The sequence below is a fragment of the Streptomyces venezuelae ATCC 10712 genome, assembly GCF_008639165.1.
Lineage (GTDB): Bacteria > Actinomycetota > Actinomycetes > Streptomycetales > Streptomycetaceae > Streptomyces > Streptomyces venezuelae.
The window spans coordinates 3,377,242-3,391,503 of the sequence record NZ_CP029197.1 but is presented as its reverse complement, the minus strand read 5'-3'; the positions used below and the strand labels follow the sequence as shown (position 1 = coordinate 3,391,503).

The window sequence follows — 14,262 nt, the reverse complement described above, 5'->3', positions numbered from 1 at the left end:
TGCACGACAAGCGCGGGGCGGTGTCTTCCCGGACCGTCGCCCCGTACCGGCCCCGGCCGGAGGCCGTTCCGCGGCGGCCCCCGGTCCGGGGCACACCCGTGTGCCCCCGGTCCGGGGCACACCCGTGCCCACGTCCAGAAAGGGACCGTCATGCTCGACCACCTCATCACGGGTGCCACCGTCGTGGACGGCACCGGCGCCCCCGCCTTCGCCGCCGACGTCGGCATACGCGACGGGCGGATCGCCGTCGTCGCCGAGCCCGGCACCGTACGCGAGGACGCCCGGACCACCGAGGACGCCACCGGACTCGTCCTCACCCCCGGCTTCGTCGACCCGCACACCCACTACGACGCCCAGCTCTTCTGGGACCCCTACGCCACCCCGTCCATGAACCACGGCGTCACCACCGTCGCCGGCGGCAACTGCGGCTTCACCCTCGCCCCGCTCCACCCGGACCGGCCCGAGGACGCCGACTACACCCGCCGCATGATGTCCAAGGTCGAGGGGATGGCCCTGAAGGCCCTGGAGGAGGGCGTCGACTGGTCCTGGTCCTCCTTCGCCGAGTACCTCGACGCCCTCGACGGCCGGATCGCCGTCAACGCCGGATTCATGGTGGGCCACTGCGCCCTGCGCCGGTACGTGATGGGCCCCGACGCCGTCGGCGGGCAGCCCACCCCCGCGCAGCTCGCGCAGATGGTCGCCCTGCTCAAGGAGGCCATGGAGGCCGGCGCCTGGGGACTCTCCACCACCCAGTCCGCCACCCACTCCGACGGCGACGGCGCCCCCGTCGCCTCCCGGCACGCCACCCCGGCGGAGCTCGTCGCGCTGTCCCGGGCCGTCGGCGAGCACGAGGGCACCCAGCTCGAAGCGATCCTGGCCGGCTGCCTCGACCAGTTCTCCGACGACGAGATCGACCTGTTCGTCGAGATGACCGCCGCCGCCGGACGCCCCCTCAACTGGAACGTCCTCACCATCGACGCCGCCGTCCCCGAGCGCGTCCCGCGCCAGCTCACCGCCTCCGAGCGGGCCCGGAAGTCCGGCGGCCGGATCGTCGCCCTCACCATGCCGATCCTCACCCCGATGAACATGTCGCTCGGGACCTTCTGCGCCCTCAACCTCATCCCCGGATGGGGCGAGATCCTCGCCCTCCCCGTCCCCGAGCGGATCGCGAAGCTCCGCGACCCGGACGTGCGGGCCGAGATGCTGCGGCGCGCCGACTCCAAGGAGGCCGGGGTCTTCCGCCGCCTCGCCCACTTCGGGCGGTACGTCATCGGCGACACGTACAGCGCCGAGAACGACGGCCTCACCGGCCGCGTCGTCGGCGACATCGCGGCCGAGCGCGGCCAGGACCCCTTCCAGTGCCTCGTCGAGATCTGCGCCAACGACGAACTCCGCACCGTCCTGTGGCCGATGCCCAGCGACAACGACCCGGCCTCCTGGGCACTGCGCCGCGAGACCTGGGACCACGAGGACGTCATGCTCGGCGGCTCGGACGCCGGCGCGCACCTGGACCGGATGTGCGGGGCGCCGTACACGACCCGGTTCATCGGCGACTGCCTGCGCGGCCGGAAGCTGGTGCCCCTGGAGCGGGCCGTGAAGATGCTGACCGACGACCCGGCCCGGCTCTTCGGACTCCGCGAGCGCGGCCGGATCACCGAGGGCTTCCACGCCGACCTGGTCCTCTTCGACCCGGAGCGGATCGACGCCGGCCCGGCGACCCTCGTGCACGACCTGCCCGGGGACAGCCCGCGGCTCGACTCGCGGGCCGTCGGCATCGTGTCGGTCCGGGTCAACGGCGTCGAGACGGTACGGGACGACGAGGTGACCGGCGCGATCCCCGGGAAGGTGCTGCGCTCCGGCCGCGACACGAGGACGGTGAGCACCCGGTGAGGACGGAGAAGCTCTTCGTCGGGGGCGAGTGGGTCGAGCCCGACGGCGGACACTACGAGGTGATCGACCCCGCCACCGAGGAGGTCGTCGGTCTCGCCCCCGAGGCCTCCCGCGCCCAGGTGTACGAGGCGGCCGCCGCGGCCCGGGAGGCCTTCGCCTCCTGGTCCCGGACGACCCCGGAGGAGCGGGCCGCGATCCTGGACCGGGCGGCCGACCTGATGGCGAGGGACGCCGAGGCGAACACGCTCCTGGCCCGGGCGGAGACGGGCGCGACGACCGGCACCGCGCGCGGGATGCAGGTCGCGGTCGGCTCCTCGCGCTTCCGGCGATACGCGCGGGGCGCCCTGGAGCCGGTCGAGCAGGCGCTGCCCCCGCAGATCAACGAGGCGGGGCCGATGGGGAGGGCCGGGGTGTTCGGCGCGGTGGCGGTGCGGCGCCCGGTCGGCGTGGTCACCTGCATCACCTCGTACAACAACCCGTGGGCCAACCCGGCGGGCAAGATCGCCCCGGCGCTCGCGATGGGCAACACGGTCCTGGTGAAGCCGGCCCCTCAGGACCCGCTCTCCGTGTACGCGATGACCCGGGCCCTGGAGGAGGCGGGTGTCCCGCCGGGGGTGGTGAACGTGGTGACCGGCTCGTCGGCGGAGGCCGGGGAGGCGGCCGTGGACTCCCCGGACGTCGACATGGTGTCGTTCACCGGCTCCACGGCGGTCGGGCAGGCGATCGGCGAGGTCTGCGGCCGCACGCTCAAGCGGCAGCTGATGGAGCTGGGCGGGAAGGGCGCGGCGCTGGTCTTCGACGACGCCGACCTGGACTCGGCGGTGATGGGGATCGGGACGACGTTCTCCTTCTACAGCGGGCAGATCTGTACGGCTCCGACCCGGGTGCTGGCCCAGCGCGGGATCTACGAGCGGCTGATCGAGAAGCTCACCGGCTATCTGGCCTTCATGAAGGTGGGGGACCCGGCGGAGAAGGGCACGGTCGTCGGCCCGGTGATCTCGGCCGCGCACCGCGACCGGGTGGAGGCGTACGTCGAGCTGGGGCGGAAGGAAGGGGCGCGGGTCGTCGCGGGCGGTGAGCGTCCGGACTTCGCGAAGGGCTTCTACGTGGCGCCGACGCTGCTCGCCGACTGCACCAACGAGATGCGGGTGGTCCGGGAGGAGATCTTCGGGCCGGTGGTCGTGGTCGTTCCCTTCGACGACGAGGAGGAGGGGATCGCGCTCGCCAACGACAGCGACTACGGCCTCCTCGACTACGTGTGGTCGGGCGACGTGGCCCGCGCCTTCCGGATCGCGGCCCGGCTGCGGGCCGGCGGGGTGGGCGTGAACACGATCGGCCGGAACATGGAGGCGCCGTTCGGCGGATTCAAGAAGAGCGGTGTCGGAAGGGACGTCGGCTCGTACGCGCTGCATGCCTACAGCGAGCTGCAGGCGGTGGTGTGGCCGGGCTGAGGACGGCCGCGAAAATTCCTCGGGAAAATTTGGAAACGGACATTTCGGGCTCGGCTGCGGTTCCCGCATATCGGACATGGATCGACCGACCTACCAGTTGGTCGGTCCGTCCCGGTCGTCGATCTTTCAATCATTGGCGGGCGTCCGTTTCGACCCGCGCAATGCAAGGCGGTGATCGATCAGGTGAGCGGATTTTGATCCTCCGGATGTGGAAACCGCAGCATTTAACGTCCTGTTCATGACTCAGGTGGAAGCACGGCCCCAGGCCGGAGACACGGTAAGGGGCGTCAACGCCCCGGGTGACACCGACAGCGCCCACGGCGTGCGCACCAAAGGCCTCGGCGGCAACTCCGTCGGCCTCCTCGGCAGTGCCGTCATCGGCATCTCGACCGTCGCCCCCGTCTACTGCCTGACCTCCACCCTCGGCTCCACCGCGGGCGAGGTCGGCCTGCAGATGCCCGCGATCTTCCTCGCCGGCTTCCTCCCGATGCTCCTCGTCGCCTTCGCGTACCGGGAACTCAACAAGGTCATGCCCGACTGCGGCACCTCCTTCACCTGGACCGTGAAGGCCTTCGGGCCCCGGATCGGCTGGATGTGCGGCTGGGGCCTGGTCATCGCGACGATCATCGTCCTCTCCAACCTGGCGGGCGTCGCCACCTCGTACTTCTGGCTCCTCGCCGGTGAGATCAGCGGCAGCGAATCCATCGCCGCCCTGGACGACAACAAGGCCGTCCACATCCTCACCTGCCTCGCGCTCATCGCCGCGGCCACCGCGATCAGCTACCGCGGCATGACCGCCACCAAGGGCGTCCAGTACACCCTCGTCGGCCTCCAGCTCGTCGTGCTCGCCGTCTTCGTGGGCATGGCCCTCACCAAGGCCGGCTCCTTCGAGACCTCGGTCGACTTCTCCTGGTCCTGGATGAACCCCTTCGCGGTCCAGTCCTTCGCCGCCTTCACCGCCGGCCTCTCGCTCTCGATCTTCATGTACTGGGGCTGGGACGCCTGCATGGCGACCAACGAGGAGACCACCGGCAGCGCCAAGACCCCCGGCCGCGCCGCGCTCATCGCCATGGTCGTCCTGGTCGGCTCCTACCTGGCCACCGGCATCGCCGCCCAGATGGTCGTCGGCTCCGGCGAGGACGGCCTCGGCCTCGCCAACCCGGAGACCTCCGACAACGTCTTCGCCGCGCTCGCCGGCCCCGTCATGGGCCCCACGCTCGGCATCCTGCTCTTCGTCGCGGTCCTCGCCTCGGCGGCCGCCAGCCTCCAGACCACGTTCATCCCGGTGGCCCGCACGGTGCTCGCGATGGCCACGTACGAGGCGCTGCCGAAGTCCTTCACCAAGGTCCACCCGGTCTTCAAGACCCCCGGCAAGGCCACGATCGTGGCCGGCGTCGCCACCGGCGTCTTCTACACCGTGATGACCCTGCTCAGCGAGAACGTCCTGGTCGACACCATCTACGCGCTCGGCCTGATGATCTGCTTCTACTACGCGCTCACGGCCTTCGCCTGCGTCTGGTACTTCCGCGGCGAGCTCTTCCGCTCCGGCCGGGACTTCGCCTACAAGGGCCTGATGCCGCTGCTCGGCGGACTCATGCTGACCGCCGTCTTCGGCAAGACCCTGTACGACATGTGGGACCCGGCGTACGGCTCAGGCTCCGCGGTCTTCGGCGTCGGCTCGGTCTTCGTGATCGGCGTCGGACTGCTGCTCATCGGCGTGGTGATCATGCTGGTCATGCAGCGCCGCAGCCCCGCCTTCTTCCGCGGCGAGGTCCTGACGAAGGAGACCCCGTCCCTGGTGGTCGCCGACTGACGCCGAGGCGTACCGGAAACGCGAGGATGGCGGGCCCGTGGGGGGCCCGCCATCCTCGTCTTTCCTTCCGGCCGGTCAGCGCCCGGGCAGCAGGCGCTCCACCGCCGCGTTGGCGGGCGGGAGGTCGGGGGTGCCGGCCGGCTTGGCCTTGGGGGCCAGGACGCCGCTGAGCGGGACGACCGAGGGCAGGTTCATGCCGCCGGTGTCGGCGGCGGCGGTGCCGGCGGTGGCGCCGGCCGCGCCCGCGGCGGCGAAGACGGTCAGGGCGGCTGCGGTGAGGATCCTCTTCATGTCCGTCGTAACGCGGAGCACGCGCATCCGGTTACGAGCCGGTCCGGCGACGGACGGGGGCGCGGCGCGCTTCCCTATGATGCGGACATGATCACTTGGTCGATGCGCCCGGCACGGGCGGAGGACGTCGAGGCCGTCGCCGAGCTCCGGGCGGTGGTGATGCGGGACGACCTGGTCAGGCTCGGCGTCTACGACGAGCACCAGGTGCGGCAGCGGCTGCGGAACCGGTTCCGGGCCGAGCACACCTGGATCGTCGAGGTGGACGGGGCCTTCGCGGGCTGCGCGGCCCTCGTCCCGAACGCCGAGGTCGGCGACCAGGGCCACGGACCCGACCACAGCGACACGGAGGGCTTCTGGCTGGAGCACTTCTACCTCGCCCCCGAGACCCAGGGCCGCGGCTTCGGCACGGCGGTGCTGCGGGAGCTCCTCGACCGGGCGGACGCCGCAGGCCTGCCCGTACGCCTGCAGTCCCTGCGGGGCAGCGCGGCCGTCCGGCTCTACGAGCGGGAGGGGTTCACCGTGGAGACGGAGACCCCGTACGACCTGTGGATGATCAGGGAGCCCCGCACGCGGACCGCCGCCGCGCTCAGCTCTCCGCGATGAGCGCTGTGGCGACCGTACGGAACCCGAGCCGGCCGTAGAGCCGGGCCACGTCCGCGTCCGAGGCCGACAGGAACACCAGCTCCGTGCCCCGCGCCCGGGCGTCCGCGACGAGCGCGGCCGTCACCGCGAGCCCGAGGCCACGGCGGCGGGCCGACGGGACGGTGCCCACGCCGACGATCTCGGTGACCGCCCCGACGGGCTGGTGCTGCCCGGCCGCGAGAGCCCGGCCCTCGGGGTCGTACGCCGCCGCGAGCGCCGTGAGCCCGGCCGTGATCCGCCCGGCGACGTGCTCGGCCGTCCCCGGCTGCGGTTCCGCGCCGAACGCGGCGTACGGGGCGGCGACCGCGCTCTCCAGAGCGGCGTCGTCCGCGCCGACCATCCGCACGGTGATCCCCTCGGGGACCGGTACGGCGGTCCCCTCGCCCTCCAGGACCATCAGCGGATGCTCGTGCACGGTGAGCCCGCTCGCCTCGACGGCCGCGCGCAGCCCCGGCGTGGTCTCCGCGACCCACTCGAAGGCCTCGGGCACGCCGAGCTCCCGCTGCCGCGCCCGTACGGCCTCCACGGCCTCGACCGGCACGTCGCCGGTGTGGCCGAGCGCGGGGCGGGCGTAGAAGGGCCAGCCCTCCCCCTCCCGCACGAACAGGGTCAGCGGGCCGAACTCCTCGGCGCGGGCGGAGGAACGGGGGACGGCGTCGTAGAACGACTCGATTCGCTGCAGCACCGGGCCACAGTAGGGGGGCGGCGCGGCACACCGCAGGCCGTTTTTCCGGCGCACGGCCGCCGGTGGCGGACGCGACCCGGACGGCTCGTGTCGCGGCTCTCGGAATTCCACGCCGCACCCCCTACCGTGCCGCTATGCGGATCTCGACCACGATCTTCCTGACCGACGAGACCATCACCCCCGTACGGCTCGCGCGCGAGCTGGAGGAGCGGGGCTTCGGCGGGCTCTACCTGCCCGAGCACACCCACATCCCCGTCGACCGGACCACGCCCTACCCGGCGGGCGGCGAACTGCCCCGGGAGTACAGCCGCATACTCGACCCCTTCGTGGCGCTCGGGCAGGCCGCCGCCGTCACCGAACGGCTCGGACTCGGCACCGGCGTCACGCTGATCGCCGAGCACGACGCCATCGCCCTCGCCAAGCAGATCGCCACCCTCGACCACCTCTCCGGCGGCCGCTTCACCCTCGGCGTCGGCTACGGCTGGAACCGCGAGGAGGCCGCCGACCACGGCGTCGACTGGTCCACCCGCCGGGCCCTCACCCACGACCGGCTGGCCCTGATGCGGGCGCTGTGGGCGCCGGAACCCACCGCGTACGAAGGGCAGTTCGGCCGCTCCGTCAGCGCCTCGGAGGCCTGGCCCAAGCCGCCCCACGGCGGCGCGCCCCGCATCCTCCTCGGCGGCGCGGCGGGCCCGAAGCTCTTCGCGCGGATCGCCGCGGAGGCGGACGGCTGGATGCCGATCGGCGGCCGGGGTCTGACGGAGTCGCTCCCGGTCCTCCGCGAGGCCTGGGAGTCCGCCGGCCGCGACCCGAAGACCCTGCAGCTCGTCCCGTACGCGGTCCTCCCGAGCCCCGGCAAACTCGCCCACTACGCGGAACTCGGCTGCGAGGAGGTCGTCCTCCAGCTCCCGCCGGGCGACGAGCGGGAGGTCCTGGGGGTCCTGGACGAGTTCGCGCGGTACCTGCCATGACCTCGCTGTGGCCCACCCGACACCGTCGCGACCCTCCTTCCCACGGGGAGCCCGGCCCTCCCCGTACCCCCGCTCGTATGCTCGTTTCATGACGGATGACCAGGAAGCCCGCCCCACCGCGAACGCCATGCGCCGTGCCCTCAAGCGGGCCAGGGACGGCGTCGCGCTCGACGTCGGGGAGGCCGCCGTGCTGCTGCGGGCGCGGGGGGCCGATCTGGACGACCTCGTCGCCTCCGCCGGGCGGGTGCGGGACGCCGGGCTCGCGGCCGCGGGGCGGCCGGGGGTCATCACGTACTCGAAGAGCGTGTTCATACCGCTCACCCGGCTCTGCCGGGACAAGTGCCACTACTGCACCTTCGTGACCGTGCCCGGCAAGCTGCGCCGGGACGGGCACGGGATGTTCATGTCGCCGGACGAGGTCCTCGACGTCGCCCGGCGCGGGGCCGCGATGGGCTGCAAGGAGGCCCTGATCACCCTGGGCGACAAGCCCGAGGACCGCTGGCCCGAGGCCCGGGAGTGGCTCGACGCGCACGGGTACGACGACACCATCGCGTACGTACGGGCCATGGCCGTCCGGATCCTGGAGGAGACCGGGCTGCTGCCCCATCTGAATCCCGGCGTCCTCTCCTGGACCGACTTCCAGCGTCTCAAGCCCGTCGCCCCCTCCATGGGGATGATGCTGGAGACCACCGCCACCCGCCTCTGGTCGGAGCCCGGCGGCCCCCACTACGGGTCCCCCGACAAGGAGCCCGCGGTGCGGCTCCGGGTCCTGGAGGACGCCGGCCGGTCCTCCGTCCCGTTCACCTCGGGGCTGCTGCTCGGGATCGGGGAGACCCTGGAGGAGCGGGCCGAGTCGCTGTTCGCGCTGCGGCGGGTCTCGCGGGCGTACCACTCCCTCCAGGAGCTGATCATCCAGAACTTCCGCGCCAAGCCGGACACGGCCATGCGCGGCATGCCCGACGCCGAGCTCGACGACCTCGTCGCGACCGTGGCCGTGGCCCGGCACATCATGGGCCCCGCCGCCTGCCTCCAGGCCCCGCCGAACCTCGTCGACGCCGAGTACGAGCGCCTGATCGCCGCCGGCATCGACGACTGGGGCGGCGTCTCCCCGCTCACCATCGACCACGTGAACCCCGAGCGGCCCTGGCCGCGGATCGAGGAGCTCGCCGAGAAGTCCCGTGCCGCCGGGTTCGAACTGCGCGAACGCCTCTGCGTCTACCCCGAGTTCGTCACCCGGGGCGAACCCTGGCTCGACCCCCGGCTGCTCCCGCACGTCCGCGCCCTCGCCGACCCCGAGACCGGCCTCGCGAACCCCGACGCCCCCGTCCGCGGCCTGCCCTGGCAGGAGCCCGACGAGGCCTTCACCGCCGCCGGCCGCACCGATCTGCACCGCACCATCGACACCACCGGCCGGACCCACGACCGCCGCGACGACTTCGACGAGGTGTACGGCGACTGGGAGGCGCTGCGGGAGGCCGCCGCGCCCGGCATGGTCCCCGAGCGGGTCGACGCCGACGTCCGCGAGGCGCTCGCCGTCGCCGCCGACGACCCGACGCGGCTCACCGACGCCCAGGCGCTGGCCCTGCTGCACGCCGACGGGCCGGCCCTGGACGCGCTGACCCGGATCGCCGACGACGTACGGAAGTCGGTGGCCGGCGAGGACGTCACGTACATCGTCACGCGGAACATCAACTTCACCAACGTCTGCTACACCGGCTGCCGTTTCTGCGCCTTCGCCCAGCGCCGCACCGACGCCGACGCCTACACCCTCTCCCTCGACCAGGTCGCCGACCGCGCCGAGCAGGCCTGGGAGGTGGGCGCCGTCGAGGTCTGCATGCAGGGCGGCATCCACCCGGACCTGCCGGGCACCGCCTACTTCGACATCGCGCGGGCGGTGAAGAAGCGCGTCCCCGGCATGCACGTGCACGCCTTCTCGCCGATGGAGGTCGTCAACGGCGCCACCCGCACCGGGCTCTCGATCCGCGAGTGGCTCACCGCCGCCAAGGAGGCCGGGCTCGACTCGATCCCCGGCACCGCCGCCGAGATCCTCGACGACGAGGTCCGCTGGGTCCTGACGAAGGGCAAGCTGCCCACGGCGACCTGGATCGAGGTGATCACGACGGCGCACGAGCTGGGCATCCGGTCGAGCTCGACCATGATGTACGGGCACGTGGACCAGCCCCGGCACTGGCTCGGCCACTTCCGCACGCTGTCCCGCATCCAGCAGGAGACGGGCGGCTTCACCGAGTTCGTGACCCTCCCCTTCATCCACACCAACGCGCCGGTCTACCTCGCGGGCATCGCCCGCCCCGGCCCGACGGCCCGCGACAACCGGGCGGTCATCGCGATGGCCCGGCTCCTGCTCCACCCGCACATCCCCAACATCCAGACCAGCTGGGTGAAGCTGGGCACGGAGGGCGCGGCGGAGATGCTCCGCTCGGGCGCCAACGACCTGGGCGGGACGCTGATGGAGGAGACCATCTCCCGGATGGCCGGGTCGAGTTACGGCTCGTACCGCTCGATCCGGGACCTGGAGGCCATCGCGGAGGCGGCGGGCCGTCCGGCGAAGCCCCGGACGACCCTGTACGGCGAGGTGCCGGAGGAGCGGCAGCGTACGGCGAGGGCCTCGGACGGACACCTTCCCGAGCTGCTGCCGGTCCTGCCGAAGGACTAGCGGTCGGTTCTGCGTGAACTGCGATCAAAAGCGGACTGAAGGGCTTCAGAACACATAACGTTCCGGCCCCCGAGCGGACGTACCCGGTCCATTACAGTGCTGCGCAGACCGGTATCCGCGGGGAGGGCACGTCATGGCCACGACAGCCGCGGCCGTGTGGGGCCGCGCCGAACAGCAGGACTTCCGTGCCCGCGTACGGGGCTGTCTGCTCGGCGGCGCCGTCGGCGACGCGCTCGGCGCGGCCGCCGACGGACTCACCCTCGCCGAGCTCCGCCACACCTACGGACCTGACGGACTCACCGAACCCGCGCCCGCCTTCGGCCGCCGCGGCGCCGTCACCGCCGCCACCCAGATGGGCCTCTTCACCGTCGACGGCCTGATCCGCGCCCAGGTGCGCCGCGACACCGGCGCCTGGCACCCGCCCACCGACATCCACCGCGCCCACCTGCGCTGGGCCGCCACCCAGCGCGACTGGGGCCCCGACGAGCGCCGCAAGGACAACGGCTGGCTCGCCCAGCAGGAATGGCTCTACGCCCGCCGCAACCCGCCCCGCGCCTGCCTCACCGGCCTCGGCGACGAGATCCTCGGCACCCTCGACAAGCCCAAGAACCCGGACGCCGCCGACTCCGGCGCCCTCGTCCGCTCGGCCGGCTTCGGACTCCTCGTCGGCTGGGAGCCGCAGCTCGTCTGCCAGCTCGCCGTCGAATGCGCCGCGCAGACCCACGGCGCCCCGGCCGCCGGCCTCGCCGCCGGCGCCTTCGCGGTCGTCGTCCACGGCCTGGCACGCGGCGGCTCCGTGGAGGCCGCCGTCGACGGGGCCCTCGGGCAGCTGGCGGCCCGCCCCGGCCACGAACCGGTCACCGAGGCGCTCGGCCGCGCCCTCGGAGCCGTACGGGAAGGAGTGCCGGACCCGGAGCGGGTCGGCGCCCTCGGCGCCGCGGAGGACCGGGCCGAGGGGCAGCTGGCGGCGGCCGTCTACTGCGCCCTCGTCGGCGAGGACGTACGGCACGGGCTGCGGCTCGCGGTGAACCACGACGGGCCCTCGCCGGTGACCGGCGCGCTCACCGGCGCGCTGCTCGGCGCCCTGCACGGCGAGACGGCCCTCCCGCCGGCCTGGCTGGCCGAACTGGAGGGCCGTGCGACGGTCCTGGAGCTCGCGGACGACTTCTCGATGGAGATGACCCAGGGGGCCGCCCTGCACTCCGCCACCGAGGCCTCGCCGGGCTGGCTGGCGCGCTACCCGAGGGGCTGACCGGTCCGTTCCCCGGCCTGCGCCGGGACGGCCGCCCCCGCCGAGCCGTCGCCGTCCGAGCCGATCTTCGCCAGGAGCGCGTCCCGCTCCGGGGTGTCCTCGGGCCGGACGAAGCCGATGAGCACGTACAGGACGAGGGACGTGGCGAGCGGCGAGACGATCTGGATCTGGAGCTCGACGCCGTCGAGTCCGTAGTTGGTGAGCCAGAAGACGAAAAGTCCGGCGGCCCAGGAGACGAGCGCCGCCGTCGGGCCCGACTTACGGAAGGCGCGGAGCAGGCCGAGCATGAAGGGGATCGCGATCGGTCCCATGAGTCCGGCGACCCACTTGATGACGACGGTGATGATGTCCTTGAAGGTGGGGGAGTTGACCTGGGTGGCGACCGCCATCGACAGCGCGAGGAAGGCGATCGTCGACCAGCGCGCGGCGACGAGCCCGGCCCGCTGGGTCCAGCCCCGCGCGGCCTTGCTGAGAACGGGCGCGATGTCGCGGGTGAAGACGGCGGCGATGGCGTTGGCGTCGGAGGAGCACATGGCCATGGTGTGCGAGAAGAAGCCGACGATGACCAGGCCGAGCAGGCCGTGCGGCAGCAGCTGCTCGGTCATCAGGGCGTACGAGTCGGAGGCGTCGGGCTTCTTCGGGTCGACGAGCAGCGGCGCGACCCACATGGGGAAGAAGAGGACCAGCGGCCAGACGAACCAGAGGACGGCGGAGAGCCGCCCGGAGCGGGTGGCCTCGCGGGCGGACGGGGTGGCCATGTAGCGCTGGGCCTGGTTCCACATGCCGCCGCTGTACTCGAAGGTCTTGATGAAGAGGTACGCGAGGAGGAAGGTCAGCGTGTACGGGCCGGCCGTCGGCGCGGTGTGGCCCTGGAGCTCGGGCCGGTCCCAGACGTCCCACAGCGCGCTGACCCCGCCGAGCTTGGCGAGGACGGCGACGAGCATCGCGATGCCGGCGAAGAACTGGATGATGAACTGGCCGAGTTCGGTGAGCGCGTCGGCCCAGAGGCCGCCGACCGTGCAGTAGACGCCGGTGATCACGCCGGTGATGAGGATGCCCTGGTTGAGGGAGATCCCGGTGAAGACGGAGAGCAGGGTGGCGATCGCGGCCCACTTGGCGCCGACGTCGACGATCTTCAGGAGGACGCCGGACCAGGCGAGCGCCTGCTGGGTGGGGAGGTTGTAGCGGTTCTTCAGGTACTCCAGCGGGGAGGCCACGTGGAGCCGGGAGCGCAGCCGGTTGAGGCGCGGCGCGAAGAGGTGGGCGCCGATGGCGATGCCGATCGCGATCGGGAAGGACCAGGTGACGTAGGACGTGACGCCGTAGGTGTACGCGATTCCGGCGTAGCCGGTGAACATCACGGCGCTGTAGCCGGACATGTGGTGGGAGATGCCGGAGAGCCACCAGGGCATCTTGCCGCCGGCGGTGAAGAAGTCGGAGACGTTGTCCACGCGCTTGTGGGACCAGACGCCGATCGCGACCATCACGCCGAAGTAGCCGATGAGCACGGCCCAGTCGAGACTGTTCATGGAGCCCCCTCCAGGGGTTCTGGTCCGCCTTGTGAACGCCGTTCATGGTGTGGCGCGTTGCAAGGTGGGGACAATGCAATGGAGGGTCAAGGGACAGTAAAATCGTTCGGTTTACTGACCCCTGTTCATGTCTATGAACTTGTCTCGACCGCTGGGTGACCCCGCGACCGGCTCACCGCATCACCTCACCGCATCAACTCCCCGGCGTTGACCAGCAGGGACTGCCCCGTGATGGCCCGCGCCCGGTCCGAGGCGAGGAAGGCCGCCGCCTCCGCGACGTCCCCGTCCGTGGCGAGCTCGGGCAGCGCCATCCGCTCGGTCAGCCGGGCGAGCACCTCGGCCTCCGGCACCCGCTCGGTCTGCGCGGCGAACTGGACGTACGCCTGCACCGGCGGCCCCCACATCCAGCCCGGCAGCACCGTGTTGACCCGGATGCGGTGCGGACCGAGCTCGTGCGCGAGCGAGTACATCGCGGAGGTCAGCGCCCCCTTCGAGGCCGCGTAGGCCGCCTGCCGCACCTGCGAGGGCGCGGCGATCGCCGACTGCGTCCCGATCAGGACGACCGAGCCGCCGCGCTCCTTGAGGGCCGGCAGGCAGGCCCGGGTCATCCGCAGCGTGCCGAGCAGATTGACGTCCAGGACCCCCTGCCAGGTGGCGAAGTCGGCGTCCTCCAGGCCGCCGAAGTACGAGTCCCAGGCGGCGACGTGGACCACCGCGTCGATCCCGCCGAACCGCTCGGTCGCGAGGGCGGCGAGGGCCTCGCACTGGGCCTCGTCGGTGATGTCGGTGACCCGGTAGGCGGTCCGGGTCCCCTCGGGGTCGATCTCCGCGGCCGACTTGGCGAGGTTCGCCTCCGTGCGGGCGCCGAGCACCGCGCGGCCCCCGTCCCGCACCACCGTCTCGGCGATCCGGTGGCCGAGACCGGCGCCGACCCCCGACACGACGACCGTCTTTCCCTGGAGCAGCATCCGGTTCCTCCCTGGGCCTGTTCAACGATCTGACGGCCCGTCAGAGTAGGGGCGAGTCGTCGACAAGGGAAGACGAAGGAAGCCGAGCGAGGGGAA

11 protein-coding genes are annotated in these 14,262 nt (G+C 72.4%); 7 read left to right on the top strand and 4 right to left on the bottom strand.

Translation table 11 applies throughout. The features are described from left to right. Positions 1 to 150: 150 nt before the first annotated feature. The 3 genes from DEJ43_RS15390 (at position 151) to DEJ43_RS15380 (ending at position 5,154) form a co-directional block, all read left to right on the top strand. Positions 151 to 1,890: an N-acyl-D-amino-acid deacylase family protein gene (locus DEJ43_RS15390; RefSeq protein WP_015034292.1), complete on the top strand. Its 1,740-nt coding sequence runs from the start codon at positions 151 to 153 to the stop codon at positions 1,888 to 1,890. Further along, positions 1,887 to 3,341, top strand: a complete 1,455-nt coding sequence (locus tag DEJ43_RS15385; RefSeq protein WP_015034291.1) for an aldehyde dehydrogenase family protein — start codon at positions 1,887 to 1,889, stop codon at positions 3,339 to 3,341. The genes DEJ43_RS15390 and DEJ43_RS15385 overlap by 4 nt, the downstream gene beginning before the upstream one ends. A 238-nt stretch (positions 3,342 to 3,579) precedes the next feature. Next, positions 3,580 to 5,154, top strand: coding sequence for an APC family permease (locus DEJ43_RS15380; protein WP_041662513.1), 1,575 nt, complete (start codon positions 3,580 to 3,582; stop codon positions 5,152 to 5,154). 75 nt (positions 5,155 to 5,229) lie between these two features. Here DEJ43_RS15380 and DEJ43_RS15375 read toward each other — a convergent pair whose 3' ends face one another. After that, positions 5,230 to 5,445 carry a hypothetical protein gene (locus tag DEJ43_RS15375; protein WP_041662512.1) on the bottom strand — a complete coding sequence of 72 codons (216 nt, stop codon included), beginning with the start codon at positions 5,443 to 5,445 and terminating at the stop codon, positions 5,230 to 5,232. Positions 5,446 to 5,532: 87 nt separating this feature from the next. On the opposite strand from DEJ43_RS15375, the gene DEJ43_RS15370 reads away from it, so the two are divergent. Further along, on the top strand, positions 5,533 to 6,048 hold the full coding sequence (locus tag DEJ43_RS15370; protein ID WP_015034289.1) for a GNAT family N-acetyltransferase: 516 nt from the start codon (positions 5,533 to 5,535) through the stop codon (positions 6,046 to 6,048). Here DEJ43_RS15370 and DEJ43_RS15365 read toward each other — a convergent pair. Then, a complete protein-coding gene (locus tag DEJ43_RS15365) occupies positions 6,032 to 6,772 on the bottom strand; it encodes a GNAT family N-acetyltransferase (protein WP_041662511.1) in 741 nt (246 codons plus the stop codon). The genes DEJ43_RS15370 and DEJ43_RS15365 overlap by 17 nt on opposite strands. A gap of 134 nt (positions 6,773 to 6,906) precedes the next feature. On the opposite strand from DEJ43_RS15365, the gene DEJ43_RS15360 reads away from it, so the two are divergent. From DEJ43_RS15360 to DEJ43_RS15350, 3 genes are all read left to right on the top strand, one after another. Continuing rightward, positions 6,907 to 7,743 (top strand): LLM class F420-dependent oxidoreductase, encoded by an 837-nt coding sequence (locus DEJ43_RS15360; RefSeq protein ID WP_015034287.1) that lies wholly within the window; start codon positions 6,907 to 6,909, stop codon positions 7,741 to 7,743. An 88-nt stretch (positions 7,744 to 7,831) separates the two neighbouring features. Beyond that, positions 7,832 to 10,417, top strand: coding sequence for a bifunctional FO biosynthesis protein CofGH (locus tag DEJ43_RS15355; protein WP_015034286.1), 2,586 nt, complete (start codon positions 7,832 to 7,834; stop codon positions 10,415 to 10,417). Between the two features lie 133 nt (positions 10,418 to 10,550). Continuing rightward, positions 10,551 to 11,669: an ADP-ribosylglycohydrolase family protein gene (locus DEJ43_RS15350; protein WP_015034285.1), complete on the top strand. Its 1,119-nt coding sequence runs from the start codon at positions 10,551 to 10,553 to the stop codon at positions 11,667 to 11,669. Here DEJ43_RS15350 and DEJ43_RS15345 read toward each other — a convergent pair. Further along, complete coding sequence (locus tag DEJ43_RS15345) at positions 11,654 to 13,198, bottom strand: sodium:solute symporter family protein (RefSeq protein ID WP_015034284.1); 1,545 nt, start codon at positions 13,196 to 13,198, stop codon at positions 11,654 to 11,656. The genes DEJ43_RS15350 and DEJ43_RS15345 overlap by 16 nt on opposite strands. 185 nt (positions 13,199 to 13,383) lie before the next feature. Then, positions 13,384 to 14,166, bottom strand: a complete 783-nt coding sequence (locus tag DEJ43_RS15340; RefSeq protein WP_015034283.1) for an SDR family oxidoreductase — start codon at positions 14,164 to 14,166, stop codon at positions 13,384 to 13,386. Positions 14,167 to 14,262: the final 96 nt, after the last annotated feature.

Coding starts and splice junctions, on each gene's coding strand:
- DEJ43_RS15390 (WP_015034292.1), top strand. CDS start 151: ATGCTCGACCACCTCATCACGGGTGCCACCGTCGTGGACGGCACCGGC.
- DEJ43_RS15380 (WP_041662513.1), top strand. CDS start 3,580: ATGACTCAGGTGGAAGCACGGCCCCAGGCCGGAGACACGGTAAGGGGC.
- DEJ43_RS15375 (WP_041662512.1), bottom strand. CDS start 5,445: ATGAAGAGGATCCTCACCGCAGCCGCCCTGACCGTCTTCGCCGCCGCG.
- DEJ43_RS15370 (WP_015034289.1), top strand. CDS start 5,533: ATGATCACTTGGTCGATGCGCCCGGCACGGGCGGAGGACGTCGAGGCC.
- DEJ43_RS15360 (WP_015034287.1), top strand. CDS start 6,907: ATGCGGATCTCGACCACGATCTTCCTGACCGACGAGACCATCACCCCC.
- DEJ43_RS15355 (WP_015034286.1), top strand. CDS start 7,832: ATGACGGATGACCAGGAAGCCCGCCCCACCGCGAACGCCATGCGCCGT.
- DEJ43_RS15350 (WP_015034285.1), top strand. CDS start 10,551: ATGGCCACGACAGCCGCGGCCGTGTGGGGCCGCGCCGAACAGCAGGAC.
- DEJ43_RS15345 (WP_015034284.1), bottom strand. CDS start 13,198: ATGAACAGTCTCGACTGGGCCGTGCTCATCGGCTACTTCGGCGTGATG.
- DEJ43_RS15340 (WP_015034283.1), bottom strand. CDS start 14,166: ATGCTGCTCCAGGGAAAGACGGTCGTCGTGTCGGGGGTCGGCGCCGGT.